Genomic DNA, 22,370 nt, shown 5'->3' with positions numbered 1-22,370 from the left:
ACAAAACTTCATATATTTCTGCCGGATTTGTTTCAAGGATTGATGAATATGGCTACTCACCGTTGATTGCTCAAGAGAATTGAGTAATTGATATCTCCTCAAGTCTCACTCTGCTTACGGTTTGGATAAACTTAGAAGCTTTATTAAGGCGATCGCTCATATAAAGTTCATTGCAATGCAGCGATATCTACGAAGGTCTACGCCAACGCACTGATTTAATGGAAAGGGCGATCGCTCATATAAAGTTCATTGCAAAGCAGCGATGTCTACGATGGGCTACGCCAACGCACCAACAAAAGTTACGAGCATCTCAATTTTTAATTAGCACCGCAAGATGTCGCAACGAGCGAGGAATTATGAGGCGATGCAGTGGGTACTTGAGCAACCAGAACCACGTTCCCATTGGCATCTATTACCCAGCCTTGGGCTTCTACAATTTGAGCAGGTTCTTTGACAGAATTAACCTTCTGTGATTTTTCTTCTGTGTTTCCCTGCGCCTGAATAACGGCTCTTTTCTGAATACCGCCAGCACGATTCTGACTCTCTGGAGGAAGGGTAATCCAATCTGCTAGCACTGCATCATCAGCTATCAATGGCTCTGTGGGGTCGGCTTGTATTCCTCCACGCCCAGTAGTAAAAAACGAACTTCTTCCTATTCTTCCACCAGAACTACAATTAGCAACAATTTGCTGCGAAGCATCAACCAGATTTACAGGTAGTTCCACTAATCCTTTACTGGGATCAGCATCTGGTGAATTGATTTGTACAGTGCCACTTAATGAAGGGTTTTGCTGAGAAAATGCCGTGATGTCACTTGTTGGTACGTTATTCGGGTTTATATCTTTTGGATCGAGCCTCGCCACCTCTGCACGGGTACGTGGCACAAATCCAAAGATATTCTTAGCAGCGATCGCAATTTTACCACCAGAACCAAAGTTGGCGTTAGCGGTAATATCGCTATTTCCGAAAGGAGTGGCGACGAGGAAGCCATTAGGTGCATTGATGGTGATATTACCGCCAGTTTTATCACCTCCGGCATTAGTAGAGATTTGACTGTTGCGACGCATCAGTAATAAGTCCCGCACTTGTACCCCAATGTCACCGCCCTTACCTGACTCACTATTAGATGTGAGTTTTCCTTTATCAAGCAGGATGGAACGAGCGTTTATATTGAGTTCGCCTGCTAGACCGAAATTGGGTACACCCCCTTGATAGTTAACATTTTTTCGAGCTTCACTGCTCACAGTTATTGCCGCCCCATCTTGGATGGTCAATTGCCCTGTAGTTAGGGTCAAGTTACCGCCATTTCCAGGCCCTTGAGTCCCAGCAAACAAGCTACTGAGCCTAGAACCATTTGCTGAGGTTCCGATTAATTCTACGGACTTAGAGGCATTCACTGTCAAATCTCCTCCATTTCCTGTAGCTGGTATAAATTGGTTAGAAAAACGCCCAAGTATACCCTCAGAACTTGTTGATATTGCTGCTCCTCCCTCGATACGTAACTTTCCAGTATTAACTATTATGCTGCCAGCATTTTGAGCGCCATAAGTTGCACTAAATAATCCACTCGATATTAAATCACTACCATCTGGCAAAGGAGCAATGGGCATACCTGCAATTAGTTCTACGGAATCTGAGGCGTTGATGCTCAATTGCCCCGCTAATCCCGAACCAAGATTGAACATTACAACTTGCGCTCCATCTTTGACAATCAACTTTCTGGTAGTGATATTTATATCTCCAGAGTTTCCAGTGTCGAGAGTCCCAGTATCCAAGAGCGCATTTAGTCCAAGTTCTACAGACTCGGAAGCCTTCAGTGTTAAATTTCCTCCTGGTTGCGCTCCCAGAGTCAGAGCCAAAATTTGTGAACCGTCACTTACCAGTACTCGTTGTCCTTGTAGGTGGATATTACCGCCACCTTTGCCACTGGTATCTAAAGTAGATGGAATCTGACTTTGCTGGGTTAGTTGAATGTTCTGAAAATTTTGAACACCTTCATATCCTAATGCCCAACCTTGATTCATTGAATTCAGACTGACCAAACTATTGCCAGCAACGCTTCCTAACTCAATTCTTCCCCCACTTGCTGTTAAATTTCCGCCCTCTAGGGTTATATCACCACCTATCAGTGCTAAGGTTTTGCCTTGCTGCACCTGTAGACCAACACCTTGTCCGAAGGTATTAATTGCATTATTAGGACTTGCTTGGGATTGATTGCGGATGGACGCCGCATTTGTTCCAAATTGTAAACCTATAGGAACACTTTCTGTGAGTAGAGGTGTAGTTTGAGGTGATGTAGCACTAAACTTTGTACCATCAGCAAAGTTCAAACTACTCGCCGTACTCGCCACAAATGAACCGCCAATATTTAAAGAAGCATTGGGCCCAAAAACAATGCCGTTAGGATTAATCAGAAATACGTTGGCTGCACCGTTAGCTTTGAGAATGCCATCTATATTAGAAACAGAAGTGCCTGTCACCCGACTGATGATGTTCTGAATATTGATTGCATTGTTGAAATGGGCTGTCGTTCCCGCAGAGATAGAAAATTTTTCAAAGCTGTGGAGCAAGGTTGTACCACGAACTGCTCCACCATCAATCTGGTCTATAGGCTGACCATCGATGAGCTTTGGTGTAATGATTGAACTTTCAGATCCAAGTGTGGCATCTTTTTGAATTTGAGCTAGAGCAAAACTCTCAGCAAAAATGAGCACTTTAGCAATTACTAAAGTACTCACGATTCCTAACTTCCAGTGGCAACTGCTTCGATTTTGAGACATGAAAAACTGGCGCTCAAAACATCAGAGTTTATTAAAATACTGCTTTTTGCTAAGTAGTGATGTTAGTACGTTGATGTTATCTCTGTAACTTTAATACTACATAAAATCAAAGTTTAGTATTTTTACATTCACTAGAATAAACTCTTTGCAGTCCGAAGATTAAATTATTTAGCAGTTACAGCCTAAAGGGCTACCAGTTGATGGACAAGGGATACACAATGCTTTTTTGACTAACACAATTTCTGGTATTGAAGGTCTTGAAGTTTCTGGTAATAATGCATTGGGTTGCTGTTCATCAGGTGCATCATCAGATTGGAGTTGATTGGGATCGAGATTACACTGCCAATGAATTCTCAAGACTCTATATTCTAATAAGCCGTACTTTTCAAGCACTGAATGTAAGTCAGCGTTTTCTAGGCTTTCATTCATTTTCTGCTGAATTTCTTCTTGTAACTGCTGTAATATTTGAGGATCTATGACTTGTTGAGAACTCATGAGTGTTTTTGTTCCTGACGGGAGGTGTATAATTATTGCTTCAGTTTAGTTAGCAATGATTACGCTCAGTGTCACAAAAGTTCATAATTTTCCTACGAGATTTTCTTTACAGCTATTTTTAACTAATACCAATTCAAATTATTTCTTGTTGAGTGGGCATCTCGTCTAGTAACTAAATCGGGCTTTTACTTACCGCCTTCCCCACTAATTCTTAATCCCTGTCGCAGCAATACCCTGAAGAAATTGACGCTGACCGATGAGAAATAATACCATCACTGGAATTGTGGCTATTGTTACTGCTGCCATCATCAAGGGCCAATTATTCGTAAATTGCTCCTGAAACTCAGCCAACGCTAGTTGCACTGTCCTTAATTCTGGTCTTGTCGTAAATACTAGAGGCTTAAATAAATCATTCCACTCACCGATGAAGGTGAACAAAAACAGCGTTAGCAAGGCCGGACGGGCTAAAGGTAACATCACCCGCCACAAAATTTGCAGTCGGTTCGCCCCATCTATCGCTGCGGCTTCCTCTAACTCTACAGGAATTGTCTGGAAATACTGACGTAATAAGAAAATCCCATATCCGCTAACCGCAGTGGGTAAAATCAGCGCCCAGTATGTATTTATCAGGTGTCCCCACTTCAATACCAAAAAGATAGGAATCACCAATAACTGAAAGGGAATCACTAAAGTTGCTAAAACGACTAATAGCAGTGCTTGGCGTCCCCGAAACTTCAACCGTGCTAGGGCGTAACCAGCCAAAGCAGAAGTGACAATCTGAAACGCCGTCACAGCGATCGCTACCAAGGTAGAATTAGCAAACGCGAGCAAAAATTTTCCTTGTTGCCACGCAACGCGGTAATTTGCTAAAGACCAGTTATTTTTGAACAAATTTTCTGGGCTGGCGGATGTCGGTGCAAAGGAGGTGAGAAAGACCACAAACAATGGTAGTAAAACGATAAATGCCCCTAGCAGTAAGATTACTAGGCTCAAAAAATCGCTAGATTTCAGATTCGGGTTTGATTTGAACATAAACTTAAACTGCAAAGCATTTATTTCGCTAGTACTAGAACATTGCCCCCAGCAACAATTAATCTATAAACATAGTCTACTTGTTAAGTTAAATTAAACCACAGTAATTGTTACTCTTAGTTCATAGGGAAAATCAATACTTGGTGTCAAATAACTCAGGTTTACAGGAGTAAAGATAACTATGCAGCAGCTTGCAGACCAATTTAAAGAATTAGATTTCAAGAGCGAAACATACAAAGATGCTTATAGCCGGATCAATGCAATCGTGATTGAAGGGGAACAAGAAGCCCATGAAAATTACATCACATTAGCCCAACTGCTGCCAGAATCTCATGATGAATTGATTCGCCTCTCCAAGATGGAAAGCCGACACAAGAAAGGATTTGAAGCTTGTGGGCGGAATTTGGAAGTTACCCCAGATTTGCAATTTGCCAAGGAATTTTTCTCTGGACTACACCAGAATTTCCAAACAGCAGCGGCGTCCGGAAAGGTCGTCACTTGTCTGTTGATTCAGTCTTTGATTATCGAATGTTTTGCGATCGCAGCATATAACATTTACATCCCCGTTGCCGATGCTTTTGCCCGCAAAATCACAGAGGGCGTAGTCAAAGATGAGTATAGCCACCTCAACTTTGGAGAAGTTTGGTTGAAAGAACACTTTACAGAATCCAAAGCTGAACTTGAACTAGCAAATCGCCAGAACCTACCCATCGTCTGGAAAATGCTCAACCAAGTAGAGGGTGATGCCCACACAATGGCAATGGAAAAAGATGCTTTAGTAGAAGACTTTATGATTCAATACGGTGAAGCATTAAGTAACATAGGCTTTACAACTCGCGACATCATGCGCTTGTCAGCCTACGGACTCATCGCCGCTTAAAAGAGTTAGGAGTGAGGAATGATCGGTGAGAAATTATGAATCGTACTCCTAACTCCTAACTCTACTAAATTCCACGCCTCAAAACAGCATAAGCCTAATAATCACTACATGTTTGGTCTAATTGGACATCTGACTAGTTTAGAACACGCTCAATCGGTAGCTCAAGAATTGGGATACCCAGAATATGCCGATCAAGGGCTAGACTTTTGGTGCAGCGCCCCACCACAAATTGTCGATACCATTATTGTCACCAGTATAACTGGGCAAAAAATTGAAGGACGGTATGTAGAATCTTGCTTTTTGCCGGAGATGCTGGCTAGTCGCCGCATCAAAGCTGCAACACGCAAAGTCCTCAACGCGATGGCTCATGCACAAAAGCATGGCATTAACATTACAGCTTTAGGCGGATTTTCCTCGATTATTTTTGAAAACTTTAAGTTAGACCAATTTAGCCAAGTCCGCAACATTAAACTAGAGTTTGAACGGTTCACTACAGGAAACACACATACTGCATACATTATTTGTAAGCAGGTGGAAGAAGCCTCAAAACAATTGGGAATCGATCTGTCAAAAGCGACTGTTGCTGTATGTGGGGCAACTGGAGATATTGGTAGTGCAGTTACCCGCTGGCTAGATGCGAAAACAGATGTCAAAGAACTTCTGTTGATCGCCCGCGACCAAGAACGCCTCAAAGAACTGCAAGGCGAACTGGGGCGAGGAAAAATCATGGGTTTGACAGAAGCACTGCCTGAAGCTGACATTGTAGTTTGGGTTGCGAGTATGCCCAAAGGCGTGGAAATCGACCCGACCACTTTGAAACAACCCTGTTTATTGATTGATGGTGGCTATCCGAAAAACTTAGCAACAAAAGTTCAGCATCCTGGTGTATATGTGTTAAATGGTGGGATTGTCGAGCATTCCTTGGATATTGACTGGAAAATTATGAAAATCGTCAATATGGACGTACCAGCCCGCCAGTTGTTTGCTTGTTTTGCCGAATCAATGCTGTTGGAATTTGAGAAGTTATACACGAACTTTTCCTGGGGACGGAATCAGATTACCGTAGACAAAATGGAGCAGATTGGTAAGGTATCAGTGAAACATGGATTTAGACCGCTGTTGGTTTAGTCATTGGTCATTGGTTATTAGTCATTGGTCATTTGTTATTTGCACAAAGGACAAAGGACAAAGGACAAAGGACAAAAGACAAAAAACAAAGGATAGATAACTTATAACTCGTACTTATAAACCCTACGATGGCAACTACCGAGCGTAAACCATTACTGTTAGATTTTGAAAAGCCCCTAGCAGAACTTGCAACCCGAATCGATCAAATTCGGCAACTTGCAGAAGAAAATGGCGTAGATGTATCTGGTCAAATTCGTCAACTAGAAGCACGCGCCATGCAACTACGTGAGGAAATTTTCACTAGTCTATCCCCGTCCCAGCGATTGCAAGTCGCTCGTCATCCGCGTCGCCCCAGTACTCTCGATTACATTCAGGCAATTAGTGATGAATGGATGGAATTGCATGGCGATCGCTGTGGTGGTGACGATCCGGCTTTAGTTGGTGGTGTTGGTCGTCTGAGTGGACAACCTGTGGTGATGTTGGGTCATCAAAAAGGACGCGATACTAAAGACAATATTGCCCGTAACTTTGGAATGCCTTACCCTGGCGGCTATCGCAAAGCTATGCGGTTGATGGAACACGCCAACAAGTTTAGTATGCCGATACTAACCTTTATCGACACACCAGGAGCTTGGTCTGGGGTAGAAGCAGAACACCAAGGTCAAGGAGAAGCGATCGCTTACAACTTGCGAGAAATGTTCTGTTTGGATGTGCCAATTATCTGCACAGTTATCGGTGAAGGTGGTTCTGGCGGCGCACTCGGTATTGGTGTAGGCGATCGCCTACTCATGTTTGAACACTCCGTTTATACCGTCGCCACTCCCGAAGCCTGCGCTGCAATTTTGTGGAAAGATGCCGCTAAGGCTCCCCAAGCCGCTGTGGCGCTAAAAATTATTTCCCATGACCTGAAAAAGTTGGGAATTATCGACCAAATACTGCCTGAACCCACTGGTGGCGCTCATTCCGACCCCTTAAAAGCCGCTACTACTCTTAAGCAAGTGCTGATGGAAAACTTAGACGAACTCAATCGTTTAACCGCTCCAGAACGCCGCCAAATGCGCTATGAAAAATTCCGCAAAATTGGTGTTTTTACAGAAGTTGCCCACTAAAGCAACTCTATAATGATAGATTAGCAAAACAGCAATGCTATAATTGCCTATGTGCTTAAAGATTTTTAACAATCTAGCCATAGGCATTTGCATTTTTTGCAAGTCTACTCAATTTGATTGAGTGGGTTTTGTATTATGTAAATAATCTAATTTGAATGTACGATGTACCGCGTGGTTTTCCAGGCAACAATTTGTTGTCTTTACTATTAAAAACCACAATATGGTTAGTGTTGTGCGGAATCATAACATCTGTTTAATGAAAATCATCAGATTTTTAGATTCCTTTAATCTATGCAAACCGAGAAGTGTGAATAATGGGCTGGTAATAGGTTTTGGGAACTGTCAAAAAATTGGGAGACACCATGAGTGTTGAGCAAAAACGACGCGCCCTGATTACTGGGGCAAGTAGTGGAATTGGGAAAGCAACGGCTTTAGCCTTTGCCAAAGCCGGAATAGATGTTGCCTTAGTCAGCCGTTCTTTGGATAAGTTGGAGGCGGTAAGAGAAGCCGTAGAGCATACTGGGGTGGAAGCGAAAGCTTACGCTGTAGATTTAGCGCAGATTTCTGAAGTCAAAGACAAGATCCAAGCGATCGCCCTTGACTTCGGTGATATAAACATTCTGGTAAACAATGCTGGCATCGCTTATACAGGCGCTTTGAGCGAAATCCCTCTAGAGAGCTGGCAGCAGGTAATTGACTTGAATCTCACCAGTGTGTTTCAGTGCATTGTGGGGATTTTACCTTCAATGCGCGATCGAGGCACAGGCACAATTATCAACATCGCCTCAATTGCCGCCAAGCAACCCTTTCCTGGTTGGGGAGCATACAGCGTCAGCAAAGCTGGTTTGATAGCCCTCTCTCAAACCCTGGCACAAGAAGAACGCATTCATGGCATTCGTGTCACAGCTATTTGTCCCGGCGCAGTCAATACCGAACTTTGGGATACAGAAACAGTCCATGTCAACTTAGACCGTTCTAAAATGTTAACCCCGGAAATTGTGGCTCAATCAATTCTCTACACAGTTCTGTTACCACAACAGGCAGTGATTGATGAATTGACTCTGATGCCCAGCGCTGGCGCACTCTAATTAGTCCTTCGTCCTTTGTTCTTTGTCTTTTGTCTTTTGCAAATGACCAATGACCAATGACTAATGACTAATGACTAATGACTAAACCATAACCAAGACTGAATCATGACTATTGCTAGTTCCAACGGTTCCAATTGCTCTCAATCGCCTCTGATTTCCGATTTGGCAGAAGCCATAACTCCTAGACCCGATCGCAACACTCACAACGGGCGACAAGCGGATGTGTCCCCACCAAAAGAGGAACATCTGGAGGAAATGAAGGACGCCGTGCGGACACTAATATTGGGAGTTGGCGAAGACCCCGAACGCGAAGGACTCTTGAAAACACCCAAACGAGTAGCCGAGGCAATGCGGTTTTTGACCAGTGGCTACAACCAATCTCTTGAAGAACTCGTTAACGATGCCATCTTTGATGAAGGGCATAGCGAGATGGTACTTGTTAGAGATATTAACTTCTTTAGTCTGTGCGAACACCACATGCTGCCATTTATGGGTAGAGCGCACGTTGCTTATATCCCCAACCAAAAAGTTGTTGGACTGAGTAAGCTGGCCCGGATTGTTGAGATGTATTCCCGTCGCTTACAAGTACAAGAGAGACTAACCCGCCAAATTGCTGAAGCAATCCAGACGATTCTTGAACCTCAAGGCGTTGCTGTAGTGATGGAAGCTAGCCACATGTGCATGGTAATGCGTGGCGTTCAAAAACCAGGTTCTTGGACTGTTACTAGCGCAATGGTTGGTGTGTTTGAAGAGGAGCACAAAACCCGCGAAGAATTTTTTAACTTAATTCGCCACCAACCAGCATTTTTTTAAGTGCTGAGTTAGGAGTTAGGAGTTAATTCACAACTGATAACTCCTAATTTCTAAGTAACTCAACGTGAGTTCGACGAGTGCGATTTTGACCTCTCCCCCAGCCCCTCTCCTACCAGGAGAGGGGAGCAAAAACTTTTCTTTTCTCGTTACTCCTTTCTTGCCTTTTAGGAGAAGGAGGCTGTCCGGGAGAGGTCTGTCGAACTCACGTTAACTCAATGTTCTTGAGACTGTGAAATAGGAGCGCTACTTTATCTAAGTCCTTATCTCCTGGTGTCCGTTCCACACCACTAGATAAATCAATGCCGCTAGGATTAACCTGATTTAGGGCTTCCATAATATTATCGGCTGTTAGTCCTCCTGCTAAAAACCAAGGACAACTAGGGCTAAATTGTTCTAGCATCGTCCAATCTAAAGTTTTGCCTGTCCCACCTAGTTGTTGCGGATGGTAGGCGTCAAGTAGCAAAGTATCTACAAATTTGGTGTAATCAGCCGTTGTGTCAAGATGCTCAAGACTACGAATTCTCAGTGCTTTAATAATTTCAACATTGGGTAAAGCTTGACGTAATTGGTAGCAAAAATTTGGGGATTCATCTCCGTGCAACTGCACACCAGTCAATCCAGAATCAGCAACTATCTGACTGATTTCAGCGATACTAAGATTGGCAAAAACCCCAATTTTATCAATATTTGCCGGTAGTTCTGCCACTGCTGCCCGAATTTGGGATGTAGTCACGTAACGAGGTGAGTTTGGCACACAAATAAATCCTAGTGCCGTTGCGCCTAGAGAGGCGATCGCTATAGACTGCTGTGGTTGAGTAATGCCGCAAATCTTAACGCGCATAAAAATTTAACAAATTTCAAATAATATCAACAAATTCTAAATTATCTGAAAAACTTTTGTGCCTTGGTAATTTTATAATCTTGTAGGTCTACATTTTAGGAGACAAAAGCTTGATTTCATCTATTTTACTAGCAGCAGCTGAAACTGTTCCCGCAACACCTGCGTGGAATCCTACAGTAGGCATTATCATCAGCATTAGTAGCTTAGTAGTTCTTTTGCTAAGTACTAGGATTGAAAAACCTTTAGTAGGCCCCAAGTTCCCCATCCTGCCCGTTAGTATTCCAACATTCGTTGCAGCAATGGCTTTTGGTCATATTATTGGCGTTGGCATCGTTTTAGGATTGACTAATATCGGTCGTCTATAGTTTTGTGATGACAGAGGTGTTACTTGTAACCCCGCTATCAATACAAAACTCCTAAAAATGATTTTGGGCAGGGGGAGTAGGGAGTAAAGAAGGGAATAGGTTACAGGGAAAAGGGTATAGATTATTCCCTGTCACCTGTTACCTCTCACCTTTACCCTAACCTCATGCCCAATTCCTAATTCCAGAGTTTTGCCCACAGGCATTAATTGTCTATTCTAGAAATAAGAGCATTTCGTCACTTGTTACTACCGAATTGATGCTCAATATAAATGTGTATACGAATATGCATAGAATCTCGGTATAAAAAGTACTGGCGATATCTAGTTTTAGGGCAATGTAATGCAAACAAATTGGAGAATTGGGTCATTATTTGGAATTCCCCTGTTTTTAGACCCGTTATGGTTTGTGATTTTAGGGTTGGCAACCCTGAATTTTGGGGTAGCTTACCAGGAATGGGGGCCTGTTATAGCTTGGAGTGCTGGCATAGTTATGGCACTGCTGCTATTTGGTTCGGTGCTATTGCATGAGTTGGGTCATAGCTTGGTAGCCCGATCGCAAGGTATTAGAGTTAATTCAATTACCCTATTTATGTTTGGCGGGATTGCTGCCATTGAAGAAGAATCTAAAACTCCTTTTAAAGCCTTTCAAGTAGCGATCGCTGGGCCTTTGGTGAGCATCATCCTATTTGTCCTGCTCCGTCTGACAGCTTTTATGATACCTGATACTAATCCCCTCAGTATCATGGTCGGAGATTTGGCAAGAATTAACTTAGTGGTGGCTCTATTTAACTTGATTCCCGGCTTACCTCTAGATGGAGGGCAAGTGTTAAAAGCAGCATTATGGCAAATCACAGGTAATCGTTTTCAAGCCGTACACTTGGCTGCAAAATCTGGGCAAATATTGGGTTATGCTGCGATCGCTTTCGGATTTGTTGTAGATTTCGTCACCAGAGAGTTAGTACTTGGTTTGTGGATTGCGCTGTTAGGTTGGTTTGCTGTCCGCAATGCTAACACCTATGACAACATGACTACATTGCAAGAAAGTTTACTCAAAGTGGTGGCGGCCGATGCGATGACTCGTGACTTTCGCGTAATAGATGCTGACCAGACATTGCGTTCCTTTGCCGATTTATACCTCTTAGAAACCAATCCCTCGCAGGTTTATTTTGCCGCTTCTGATGGACGTTACCGGGGTCTAGTTTCCATTGACGATTTCCGTTTAACCCAAAGGAGTGAATGGGAAACCAAAACTTTACACAGCATAGTGCATCCACTGACAGAAATACCTACTGTCACAGAATCAACAGCGATCGCTGAGGTTATTAACAAGCTAGAAAATGAGCAGTTACCGAGAATTACCGTCCTTTCTCCGGCGGGTGCTGTAGCTGGTGTAATCGATCGGGGAGATATTGTGCGATCGCTGGTAGAAAAGTTAAATTTGCAGATAACCGATGCTGAAATTAAGCGCATCAAGGAAGAAGGTAACTATCCACCAGGGTTGCAACTGGGAGTAATCGCGAAATCAACTACAAATTAAACGTCACACCCTCGTCATAGGTTTGCAATAGATACGTCAAAAGCGTGTGTGATATTTAATTTGGTATTTGGTTACAAAATGCTTTTTTTGGGTAAAAGGTAGGAAGATTTCCTACCTTTTTTATTTTTCAAAGTATGGCATTACCAAACAGCCCGCACTTCTCTACGAGACGCTCCGCGAACGGCTACGCTCAGTGACCGTCGTAGACATCGCCTCAGATGATGGTAAATTATTAAAACTTCAAGTTTAAAGCGAGTAAAATGTAAGTACGTGATATACTACGTCTCTCACTTACCCTGGTTTTATGGCACTGCCAATTGTTGCAATTATCGGACGCCCAAATGTGGGCAAATCCACCCTGGTTAATCGACTCGCCGGGGAACAAACGGCGATTGTCCATGATGAACCGGGAGTGACACGCGATCGCACTTATCTTCCAGCTTTCTGGAATGGTCGCGAATTTTTAGTGGTAGACACCGGTGGTTTAGTTTTTAATGATGATACCGAATTTTTACCACTGATTCGCCAACAGGCAATGACAGCCCTTACAGAAGCGTGTGCCGCTATTTTTGTTGTCGATGGAAAAACAGGCCCGACATCGGCAGATTTAGAAATCGCCGAATGGATGCGCCAACAACCCGTACCTGTGCTACTAGCTGTAAATAAATGTGAATCCCCAGAACAAGGCTTAATGCAAGCTGCCGAATTTTGGGAATTGGGATTGGGCGAGCCTTACCCCATCTCCGCGATTCATGGCAGTGGTACAGGAGAATTACTCGACGAGTTAGTTAATCACATCCCTGCTATTGAAGACATTCCAGAAACAAATGAAATCAAAGTAGCAATTGTGGGACGCCCAAATGTGGGCAAATCGAGCTTACTCAATGCTTTTGTCGGGCAAGAAAGGGCAATTGTCAGCCCAATTTCTGGTACAACCCGCGATGCTATTGATACCGTCATTGAACGAGCCGGACAAACCTACCGCTTGATTGATACCGCCGGCATTCGCAAAAAGAAACACATCGAATACGGCACAGAATTCTTTAGTATTAACCGGGCTTTCAAAGCGATTCGCCGCGCTGACGTGGTTTTATTAGTAATTGATGCTTTAGATGGAGTCACCGAGCAAGACCAAAAATTAGCTGGGCGGATTATCGAAGATGGTCGAGCTTGCATCATCGTCGTTAATAAGTGGGATGCTGTCGAAAAAGACTCTTACACAATTTACGATTACGAAAAAACTCTGCAATCACGGTTACATTTTACCGAATGGGCAGAAACAATTTTTGTAAGTGCCTTGTCAGGACAACGAGTAGAAAAGATTTTAGAATTGGTGAAAACGGCGGCTGAATCACACAAACGCCGTGTCAGCACATCAGTTATTAACGAAGTCTTAACAGATGCCGTCAGTTGGCATTCACCGCCGGCATCTCGTAGTGGGCGTCAAGGGAAGATCTATTATGGTACACAAGTAAGCAGCCAACCACCAACGATCGCCCTATTTGTCAACGACTCGAAACGCTTCAACGACAACTACCGCCGGTACATTGAACGGCAATTTCGTCAACAGCTAGGATTTAAAGGCACGCCAATTATTTTGCTGTGGCGGAGCAAAAAAGTCCGTGATGCCGAAAATGGTAATGTTAATAGAGCAACTCGCGTCAAAATAAGTTAGGAGACGCGGTGAATCGCGTCTGTACAAGAGAGATGGGATTAATCGCGTCTGTACAAGAGTTATGAGTTAAAGTCAAAATTGCTAACTATAGAACCCTATCGACTTGAGTTTGATAACGGCAGAAGGTGAAAGTTATGAGTTAAAGTCAAAACTCCTAACTCCTCACTTCTAACTACTCACTCTTAACTCCTAACTCTAAAATGGATTTATTGCGATCGCTGCCACTTGGACTTTATTTAGAACAACCCCAAACTTGGCTGCATAAAATCGATCCGCGAGTCAAGTTCGCTTGGTTGATGAGCTTTTTAACAAGCTATGTTTTGGCCAACAACAATTGGCGGGTGCTGTTGGTGGTAATTTTGATTATTGCCACCTTGATTGCGAGAATTCCTCGACGCGTATGGCAGCAGCAAATGGGTTGGCTATTAATGCTATCGTTTTTTGTGCTGGCGATCGCAGCCATTAGTCCTGATGGATTGGGTGTAGATTATCAGTCACGTTTGCCAGCTAATGAACAAATCTTAACCCAGCCAGCAAACTCTAATAATATTCAAGAGCCAGCCCCTGAGAAAAAAGCATACAGCTACGTGCTATTTCACAAAGGCCCGGTTAAAGTGACTCGCTACTCATTGAGTTTGGCAGTACGCCTGAGTACACTTATCTTTACCGTTATTTACAGCACTAACCTCTATCTGCTGACAACCGCACCAGAAGAAATCACATCTGGCATAGAAAGCTTAATGCAACCCTTGCGACGCTTCAAGTTGCCTGTCACAGAAATCGCTTTAACTTTAACCTTGTCCTTGCGCTTCATTCCCTTGGTTTTAGAAGAAGTGCAAAACTTATTTCGCTCCGTAATGACAAGGGCAATTAATTGGAAAAAGCTGGGATTGAAAGGAGCATTCAAGGTTTGGATGACAGTTGCAGAGAGACTTTTAGAAAATCTACTCTTACGAGCCGACCAAATGGCAAATGCCATGATGGTGCGGGGTTTTACCAGTCCCAATGAGCATCGAGTCCAATGGCACGATTTACGATTAAAAGGGCGTGACTGGTTGGCGATCGCAACTTTAATCTTATTCTGGGGAATACGGCTAGCTATCGGAACTCAGGCGTAATTTTGCACCGAGATAAAGGTAAGAGATAATACAGCAGAATTCAGGAGCGGAGCCGGAGACGCTCCGCCTCCGGTCAGAAGTAAAACATTAAATTGCCGTTTCTACCAAAGACTAATTATTGTAGAGACGGCGATTCATCGCGTCTCTTGCCTTAACCGAACAGTATTGAGCTATAGGTAACAATATGGTAGGGTAATTTAAATAGCTACCCAGCCATAAAATTGATCCCCTACCATTTTCTGTAGATTTTAGCTATTAACCAGCCTTACGCGAACACTACAAACTAATCTTAAGATTTTTGACCGAGTACCCTTATGAATCTCTGCACAATGCTCAAGCACAAATTGCACCACTGAAAATACTGGATAATCGATAGACTTTTGCATAAATGATAGTTTTATTTCCAGTACCCAGTACCCAATCCCCAATCCCAATTTTGTGCCATTGGGCGACAGTTGTGGCAGTATGGAAAGAAGTTGAAAAATTCGCCGTTGCCGTTGGGAACTTCAAAGGGTGTTTTTCCTTCCCGCGTCGAACTTTCAACCAGAGGAGCGGCAATATTTTGTGCCTTGTCCCTACAGATTGCTAAATTGAAGTCACCAAAGCAGATGGTGATATTTGTCAAACAGCCTCTACTCTTTGAATCTACGCTTCGCGGCTTCTGTTGTACTATTGCGCTTCACTACCACTAGCTTCATCTGCCCATTAGGAACTAGATCGAGGTCTTCGTAACCGCAGCTTCGCATTTTAACCAAATATTCTGACGAATGTTGGTATTATCGTCTGAATGTTTGGAATTCACTGCGAAAAGATATATATACTTCCACCTTGACTACACCTTGACTCTTAAATGAATCCAGAAAACGCAGAAACTTACATAAACCATCCAACTTGGGGTTTACTCTACAAAATCTGTATGGTTGATGAGAACCAGGATTTGTTCACCACACTTTATGCCCAACGCTTATTTTTTTTGGTGGCAAATGATGTTAAAGGTGTTAAATTTCAGTCTCTAGGACGTACTGAGGCAAGAATGATGTTGGAAAATCGCTTACGTACCCTGCGGCGCAGTGGGCATTCTCAGGAGTACGATCAGCTTCAGAGTGTTTTCCAACGCACCTTCCAATGAACAGTTCGATTTCCGAACGTATTCTTTCCATTCGTTCCTCACTGCCAACGTCAGTCAAATTGATTGCTGTTAGCAAGCAAGTATCTGCCCAGTCCATTCGATCTGCATACAATGCAGGAATTCGTGATTTCGGGGAAAGTCGTATCCAAGAAGCTGCCAGCAAACAAGCCGAGTTGCAAGATTTACCGGATATTACCTGGCACTTTATTGGACATTTGCAAAGCAATAAAGCCAAAAAAGCCATTGAGCATTTTCCTTGGATTCACTCTGTGGATAATTTGAAGCTGGCACAGCGCTTAGACCAATTGGCGCAACAGCTAGGAGTGAGTCCCCAGGTTTGCTTACAAGTGAAAATTCTCCCCGATCCCAACAAGTCTGGTTGGAGTGTACCAGAACTTTTAACTGATTTACCCACACTCAATTCTTACAAAAATTTACAAATTCAAGGTTTGATGACAATTCCGCCTTCAGGATTAAATGATTCTGAAATTTTCAGTGTGTTTAATCGCAATCGTCAGCTAGCCAAAGAAATCCAGGAGCAAAACTGGTCGCATATTAAAATGCAGCACCTATCTATGGGTATGTCAGGCGACTACGAACTGGCAGTGCAAGCAGGCGCAACGATGGTACGATTAGGAACCATATTGTTTGGCGATCGCTATTAGCCGATTAATCATCAGCTTTACTCTTGGGTATTAATAGAAGCTAAAGATTTGATGACAAGAATTTTCTAACAGACTGGTGCAATCGGAAACAAAGGATATAGTATTGACAAGAGCAATCGCCAAGAAAAAATGGGGTATAAAGAAGTCTCCTTCGGATAAACCTTAGGATATAATCTTTACTCATTATTGTGTTTAGGCGATGCACAGACCTTTCCAATAAGTGTCAGTTCATCGCCAAAACTCGTAATATAGGCTACAACTAGCAATAAAGTTGCTGAAGTATCCATTGATGTAGCGTATACCACCGTAGGCATCGCTCTTAACTCAATCAATCCTCAGCCAAGTCAATGCAGGCAATTCGCATCAGGAGAGTACACGCACCATGAACAACATTTTTTCCAAACTCAGAGACTTTGTGGGTCTAAATGAGCAAGTAGAATACGAGTATTACGAAGAAGAACCAGAAACAGATAATAATAATTACCAAAATCTGTATCAGCAAGAAAATCCCCAGCCAGCACCGCAAGAGAGTCCAGCCGCTCAAAACCGACGCTGGCGGGAACCAGTGCCTACAATGGGAGATGATATGACAGCAGGTTCAAAGCCAATGGGGAATGTGATTGGTATGCCAGGAGCAATTAACGGAATTTCGGAAGTTTTAGTACTCGAACCACGCACCTTTGAAGAAATGCCCCAGGCAATTCAAGCGTTGCGCGAACGCAAGTCAGTGGTATTAAATCTGACAATCATGGACCCAGATCAAGCTCAACGAGCAGTAGATTTTGTAGCAGGTGGTACTTACGCACTAGATGGACATCAAGAGCGCATCGGTGAGAGCATCTTTTTGTTTACACCAAGTTGTGTCCAAGTTAGCACCCAAGGTGGCGTTCTTCATGAAGTACCACAACCACCAGTACGTCCCTCTCGTCCGACAACAGGTACTCCAAATCAAACCTGGGGCAACGAAACTAACCGGATGGCACAATAAAGTTAAATTAGTATTTAGTCCTTTGTCCTTTGTCATTTGTCCTGAGTTTTGCTCATGGTGACAAATGACAAACGACTAATGACTAATGACCAATGACTAATGACTAATGACTATAAAATTTGGCCTAATTGGTGGTGGGGTAATGGGAGAAGCGCTCTTATCCCGCCTTATCGCGCGTGGAATTTATCAATCATCAGAAGTCATAGTTAGCGAACCATTATCTTCACGCCTAGATTTTTTAAAGCAGCAATACGGTGTTGCTGTAACGACAGATAATAGCCAGGTTTTCACCGAAGCAAAAGAAGTTCTATTTTTGGCAGTAAAACCGCAGGTGTTTAGCGCGATCGCTCAAGAATTAGCAGATATTGATATTCTTAATAGAGAACATTCACCTCTGATCATTTCTATTTTGGCGGGTGTGCCCTTAAGTCAGCTAGAAGCTGCATTTGTGCAATTGCCAGTGATTAGAGCAATGCCCAACACCCCGGCCACTGTGGGAGCAGGAGTTACCGCAATTTGTTTAGGTGCATATACCAATGCCTCGCATCACCAAAAAGCACAGCAAGTTTTTTCAGCTGTAGGTGAAGTCGTAGAAGTTTCAGAAGGGCTGATGGATGCAGTTACAGGGCTATCTGGTAGCGGCCCCGCTTACGTGGCGCTGATGGTAGAAGCACTTGCAGATGGTGGAGTCGCCGCAGGTTTACCTAGAACAATTGCTAATCAACTAGCCTTGCAAACCGTACTGGGAACAGCAAAACTGTTGCAGGAAACCAAAATACACCCAGCAGAACTCAAAGATCGCGTTACCAGTCCCGGCGGTACAACCATTGCGGGGATTGCCAAGCTAGAACAGGCAGGATTTCGTTCCGCTTTCATTGAAGCAGTCAAAGCTGCCACAGAGCGATCGCAAGAACTGGGAAAATAAATAAGAGTCATTTGTCATTAGTCATTGGTCATTAGTTTTAGACAAAAGACAAAGGACAAATGACAAATGACAAATGACCGCTAACGAAGTTGACAAAAGACTCGTTAGTATAGTAAACAATCTGGTTGCAAATGTGATTGAGTGAATTATCCTGCACCGTCTCCAGAACTTGACTTAGGGTTTATATTTCCCTTTGAACTGGATCAGTTTCAAAAAGAAGCGATCGCGTCCCTGAACGCTGGGCGCTCCGTAGTTGTATGTGCCCCCACAGGTTCGGGGAAAACATTAGTCGGGGAATACGCTATTTATCGCGCCCTAGCGCGAGGAAAACGCGTGTTTTATACTACTCCCCTGAAGGCGCTGTCGAATCAAAAATTACGTGACTTTCGAGAAAAATTCGGTTTCGATCGAGTCGGGCTGTTAACTGGAGATGCTTCGATTAACAGAGATGCACCGATTTTGGTGATGACCACAGAAATTTTCCGAAATATGCTCTATGGCACACCCATTGGGCAAATCGGCATCTCATTGGTAGACGTGGAAGCAGTGATCCTTGATGAGTGCCACTACATGAACGATCGCCAGCGCGGTACTGTTTGGGAAGAATCAATCATCTATTGTCCCCGTGAAGTGCAACTAGCAGCCCTCTCAGCAACGGTTGCCAATAGCGATCAACTCACCGACTGGCTAAATCGCGTTCACGGCCCAACTGACCTGATTTACTCCGATTTTCGCCCAGTCCCCTTGGAATTTCACTTTTGCAATCCTAAAGGGCTATTTCCCCTGCTGAATGATAGCAAAACCAAAATTAACCCCCGCCTTCTTCAGAAGAAAAAGGGGAGAGGGGGAGAAAGGGATAGGGGGAGAAATGGTAGACCGGAAGCTCCAGGTATAATTTTTACCCTCAGCCAATTAGAGCAACGGGATATGCTACCAGCGATTTACTTTATCTTCAGCCGCCGGGGATGTGATAAAGCGGTGGCGGAAGTGGGTGATTTATGGCTGGTAAATAACGAAGAGTCTCAGATTTTACGGCAACAAATTGATGACTTTTTAGCCCGCAATCCCGAAGCTGGGCGTTCTGGACAAATTGCCCCCCTGTACCGAGGAATTGCTGCCCACCACGCCGGAATTTTACCTGCTTGGAAAGCATTGGTAGAAGAACTATTTCAGCAAGGGCTGATTAAAGTAGTATTCGCCACCGAGACACTAGCAGCAGGAATTAATATGCCCGCCCGGACAACGGTAATCTCTACCCTTTCCAAGCGTACCGATACCGGACACCGCCTGTTGAACGCTTCTGAATTTTTGCAAATGGCAGGACGAGCAGGCCGCCGGGGGATGGATAAACAAGGTCATGTAGTGACAGTCCAAACTCCCTTTGAAGGAGCTAAAGAAGCCGCCTATTTGGGAACATCCAAGCCAGACCCTCTAGTAAGCCAGTTTACGCCCAGTTATGGTATGGTACTCAACTTGCTACAAACCCATACCCTAGAGCAAACCAGGGAACTGATAGAGCGCAGTTTTGGGCAGTACATGGCGACCTTGCATTTACGGCCAGAATACGATGAGATTGCCGAGTTGCAAACACAATTAGCTCAATTACATGAGCAAATTGCCGCAGTTGATGAAAATGAACTGGCTATTTATGAAAAATTGCGGCAACGCCTGAAGGTGGAACGCCAGATATTGAAAACCTTGCAAGAGCAAGCACAAGAAGACCGCCAAGAGGAATTGGTAATGATGTTGGGCTTTGCAGTGTCAGGAACTCTGTTAAGTCTCAAAGGCAAAAATATCATGGTATCTTCACCTGTAACGGCAGTTTTAGTCGGAAAATCACCTAGTTCTGGTCAAGCTCCTTACTTGGTATGCTTGGGGCACGATAACCGCTGGTATGTGGCAACCACAGGGGATGTAGTCGATTTGTATGCCGAACTGCCACGAATTGAAGTGCCGCCTGATATGCTACCACCACCAGAGATGCCTTTGAAGCCAGGACAATCGCGCCGTGGTAACGAAGAAAGCTTTGTGATCGCCACGCGTATTCCCGACCCGATAGAATCTTTGCATCTAGCACCAGAAGTAGCAGAACAACTCAGTCGCACTACCGCCGTCCAAGAGCAATTAGAAGCTCATCCCCTACATCAATCAGGCAATGCGGCCACGCTTTTCAAGCGCCGCGCCCGCTATGTCGAACTAGAAGCCGAACTCGAACAGTTGCAAGGGCAAGTAGAGCAACAGTCACAACGTCATTGGGAAGAGTTTCTGAATTTAATCGCAATTCTGCAACACTTTGGCGCTTTAGATAACTTAGTCCCCACACAATTAGGGCAAATCGCTGCCGCCATTCGAGGCGAGAATGAATTGTGGCTAGGTTTAGTATTTGCTAGCGGCGAATTGGATAACTTAGACCCGCATCATTTAGCCGCCGCCGCCGCCGCTTTGGTGATGGAAACGCCCCGTCCAGATAGCAAGGTTAACTTTGATCTCAGTAATGAAGTTGCGGAAGCCTTGGCAAAATTGCGGGGAATTCGCCGCCAAATGTTCCAACTACAACGGCGTTATAACGTAGCGCTGCCTATTTGGTTGGAATTTGAGCTAATTGCCATAGTGGAACAATGGGCGCTAGGAATGGAGTGGATAGAACTGTGCGAAAACACCACTTTGGATGAAGGCGATGTGGTGAGAATTTTACGGCGGACGTTGGATTTGTTATCACAAATACCCCACGTTCCCCATTTGCCAGATTCTTTCCAACGCAATGCCTATCGGGCGATGCAGTTGATTGATAGATTCCCTGTGAATGAGGTGGTTGAATAAATAGGACGCTTTGGCAGACACGGGTATTTAATAATTTCTGTACCGTTTTTTTCTCTCAGTACTGATGCAAAAATAGTTGATGCTGGGGCAATTCATGAATTGCCCCAGCAATGAACTTACATGTTATCAAATAATAGTAGTGGTACTTAGTTAAAAATGCTTTTTTGGTTTCGTATATTTTTTATGCGTGATTAATCGCGTGTATCTAACAAAAGTTATAGTCGCTATCAGCGCTATTCAATCTTAGTACACCAAGTTTCCAGTACCCTGCAACTGACGCAAAGAATTTATACATAATGGACAGTCGCAACCAAATACTCTAATTGCAGCATCGCTTTCCTCTTCAGTAAAGTTCAACATGGCAACATTCCGATCTGATACTGATGTGACAATAGTTGAGGAACTTTTAGAGGTATACGGACGTTTTCTCTCTGAATCTCGAATGCACACAAAATCTTGTCCACCATGTGGGTTAGTGATACAGGTACGACCGTCTTGTGTGTGCAGTAATCGCTGTGTAATGCTACCACTAGCATGGGCAGGATGAAATGCCACCAGCGTAGACATCATTGACACAAAAATTGAGGAACTGGAAAGCAAATTCAGAAGAATTTTTTTGTTCATAGATTTCCTTGAGAAAATTGTCTATTAGATTAGGGTATTCGATTAACTTTCAAACTTCAAGTGAATTTTCCCTGAGAATAGCTAGATAGACACTTGTTACCCAAGAAAGTTCCATCTCTACACCAGTTCGCTCGGAAATTATTTACTACATTATTATAATTCAGCAATCAAACAGGCTTGATATCTAGCTTTTAGACGCAACCTTATGCAATTGAGCAAATTTCAATCCGCTGTATATTCCCAAGACGGTTATTATTTGCTTGATATAAGTATAAAAGCTTAATCAAATTAGAGCTAGTAATTAGCCCATCTAGCCCTTTAAATTCTTATACAGAGCAATAAATTGTTTGCTACGAACA

The 22,370-nt window shown here is 43.6% G+C and carries 20 protein-coding genes; 14 read left to right on the top strand and 6 right to left on the bottom strand.

The annotated features are described in order from the left end of the window. Positions 1–317 precede the first annotated feature (317 nt). The 3 genes from RM368_RS09000 to RM368_RS08990 all read right to left on the bottom strand — a co-directional run bounded on the left by RM368_RS09000 (position 318) and on the right by RM368_RS08990 (position 4,307). Positions 318–2,780, bottom strand: coding sequence for a filamentous hemagglutinin N-terminal domain-containing protein (locus RM368_RS09000; RefSeq protein ID WP_322693763.1), 2,463 nt, complete (start codon positions 2,778–2,780; stop codon positions 318–320). Positions 2,781–2,948: 168 nt separating this feature from the next. Next, complete coding sequence (locus RM368_RS08995; protein WP_322693762.1) at positions 2,949–3,275, bottom strand: hypothetical protein; 327 nt, start codon at positions 3,273–3,275, stop codon at positions 2,949–2,951. 204 nt (positions 3,276–3,479) lie between these two features. Then, positions 3,480–4,307 (bottom strand): carbohydrate ABC transporter permease, encoded by an 828-nt coding sequence (locus tag RM368_RS08990; RefSeq protein ID WP_322693761.1) that lies wholly within the window; start codon positions 4,305–4,307, stop codon positions 3,480–3,482. A gap of 181 nt (positions 4,308–4,488) precedes the next feature. Between RM368_RS08990 and RM368_RS08985 the strand changes: the two genes are divergently transcribed. From RM368_RS08985 to folE, 5 genes are all read left to right on the top strand, one after another. Then, positions 4,489–5,187 carry an aldehyde oxygenase (deformylating) gene (locus RM368_RS08985; RefSeq protein WP_322693760.1) on the top strand — a complete coding sequence of 233 codons (699 nt, stop codon included), beginning with the start codon at positions 4,489–4,491 and terminating at the stop codon, positions 5,185–5,187. A 108-nt stretch (positions 5,188–5,295) separates the two neighbouring features. Next, positions 5,296–6,315 carry a long-chain acyl-[acyl-carrier-protein] reductase gene (locus RM368_RS08980; protein WP_322693759.1) on the top strand — a complete coding sequence of 340 codons (1,020 nt, stop codon included), beginning with the start codon at positions 5,296–5,298 and terminating at the stop codon, positions 6,313–6,315. A 128-nt stretch (positions 6,316–6,443) separates the two neighbouring features. Further along, a complete protein-coding gene (locus tag RM368_RS08975; protein ID WP_322693758.1) occupies positions 6,444–7,424 on the top strand; it encodes an acetyl-CoA carboxylase carboxyltransferase subunit alpha in 981 nt (326 codons plus the stop codon). A gap of 362 nt (positions 7,425–7,786) precedes the next feature. Further along, positions 7,787–8,512 (top strand): SDR family oxidoreductase, encoded by a 726-nt coding sequence (locus tag RM368_RS08970; protein ID WP_322693757.1) that lies wholly within the window; start codon positions 7,787–7,789, stop codon positions 8,510–8,512. 105 nt (positions 8,513–8,617) lie between these two features. Further along, positions 8,618–9,325, top strand: coding sequence for a GTP cyclohydrolase I FolE (gene folE / locus RM368_RS08965; protein ID WP_322693756.1), 708 nt, complete (start codon positions 8,618–8,620; stop codon positions 9,323–9,325). A gap of 202 nt (positions 9,326–9,527) precedes the next feature. Here folE and RM368_RS08960 read toward each other — a convergent pair whose 3' ends face one another. Continuing rightward, positions 9,528–10,166 carry a phosphoribosylanthranilate isomerase gene (locus RM368_RS08960; RefSeq protein ID WP_322693755.1) on the bottom strand — a complete coding sequence of 213 codons (639 nt, stop codon included), beginning with the start codon at positions 10,164–10,166 and terminating at the stop codon, positions 9,528–9,530. 110 nt (positions 10,167–10,276) lie between these two features. Here RM368_RS08960 and psaK point away from each other — a divergent pair, with 110 nt between their 5' ends. From psaK to RM368_RS08940, 4 genes are all read left to right on the top strand, one after another. Then, entirely contained in the window at positions 10,277–10,531 is a 255-nt protein-coding gene (gene psaK / locus RM368_RS08955; RefSeq protein WP_322693754.1) for a photosystem I reaction center subunit PsaK, read from the top strand. A gap of 339 nt (positions 10,532–10,870) precedes the next feature. Next, on the top strand, positions 10,871–12,067 hold the full coding sequence (locus tag RM368_RS08950) for a site-2 protease family protein (protein WP_322693753.1): 1,197 nt from the start codon (positions 10,871–10,873) through the stop codon (positions 12,065–12,067). A 304-nt stretch (positions 12,068–12,371) separates the two neighbouring features. Further along, positions 12,372–13,742: a ribosome biogenesis GTPase Der gene (gene der, locus RM368_RS08945; RefSeq protein ID WP_322693752.1), complete on the top strand. Its 1,371-nt coding sequence runs from the start codon at positions 12,372–12,374 to the stop codon at positions 13,740–13,742. 200 nt (positions 13,743–13,942) lie between these two features. Further along, on the top strand, positions 13,943–14,860 hold the full coding sequence (locus tag RM368_RS08940) for an energy-coupling factor transporter transmembrane protein EcfT (RefSeq protein ID WP_322693751.1): 918 nt from the start codon (positions 13,943–13,945) through the stop codon (positions 14,858–14,860). A gap of 397 nt (positions 14,861–15,257) precedes the next feature. Here RM368_RS08940 and RM368_RS08935 read toward each other — a convergent pair whose 3' ends face one another. After that, positions 15,258–15,485 (bottom strand): hypothetical protein, encoded by a 228-nt coding sequence (locus RM368_RS08935; protein ID WP_322693750.1) that lies wholly within the window; start codon positions 15,483–15,485, stop codon positions 15,258–15,260. Positions 15,486–15,710: 225 nt separating this feature from the next. Here RM368_RS08935 and pipX point away from each other — a divergent pair, with 225 nt between their 5' ends. From pipX to RM368_RS08910, 5 genes are all read left to right on the top strand, one after another. After that, entirely contained in the window at positions 15,711–15,989 is a 279-nt protein-coding gene (gene pipX, locus RM368_RS08930; protein ID WP_069068710.1) for a transcriptional coactivator PipX, read from the top strand. Further along, on the top strand, positions 15,986–16,654 hold the full coding sequence (locus RM368_RS08925; RefSeq protein ID WP_322693749.1) for a YggS family pyridoxal phosphate-dependent enzyme: 669 nt from the start codon (positions 15,986–15,988) through the stop codon (positions 16,652–16,654). Before pipX ends, RM368_RS08925 begins: the two co-directional genes overlap by 4 nt. Positions 16,655–17,036: 382 nt before the next feature. Then, positions 17,037–17,642 (top strand): cell division protein SepF, encoded by a 606-nt coding sequence (locus RM368_RS08920; protein ID WP_322659462.1) that lies wholly within the window; start codon positions 17,037–17,039, stop codon positions 17,640–17,642. Positions 17,643–17,748: 106 nt separating this feature from the next. Next, positions 17,749–18,567 (top strand): pyrroline-5-carboxylate reductase, encoded by an 819-nt coding sequence (gene proC / locus RM368_RS08915; protein WP_322693748.1) that lies wholly within the window; start codon positions 17,749–17,751, stop codon positions 18,565–18,567. A 141-nt stretch (positions 18,568–18,708) separates the two neighbouring features. Continuing rightward, on the top strand, positions 18,709–21,387 hold the full coding sequence (locus RM368_RS08910) for an RNA helicase (RefSeq protein ID WP_322693747.1): 2,679 nt from the start codon (positions 18,709–18,711) through the stop codon (positions 21,385–21,387). A gap of 243 nt (positions 21,388–21,630) precedes the next feature. Here RM368_RS08910 and RM368_RS08905 read toward each other — a convergent pair whose 3' ends face one another. Beyond that, positions 21,631–22,011, bottom strand: coding sequence for a hypothetical protein (locus tag RM368_RS08905; RefSeq protein ID WP_322684508.1), 381 nt, complete (start codon positions 22,009–22,011; stop codon positions 21,631–21,633). Positions 22,012–22,370: the final 359 nt, after the last annotated feature.

The sequence above is a fragment of the Nostoc sp. DedSLP03 genome (assembly GCF_034530815.1).
In the GTDB taxonomy this organism is placed as follows: Bacteria; Cyanobacteriota; Cyanobacteriia; order Cyanobacteriales; family Nostocaceae; genus Nostoc.
This window is presented reverse-complemented; position numbering and strand designations above follow the sequence as displayed.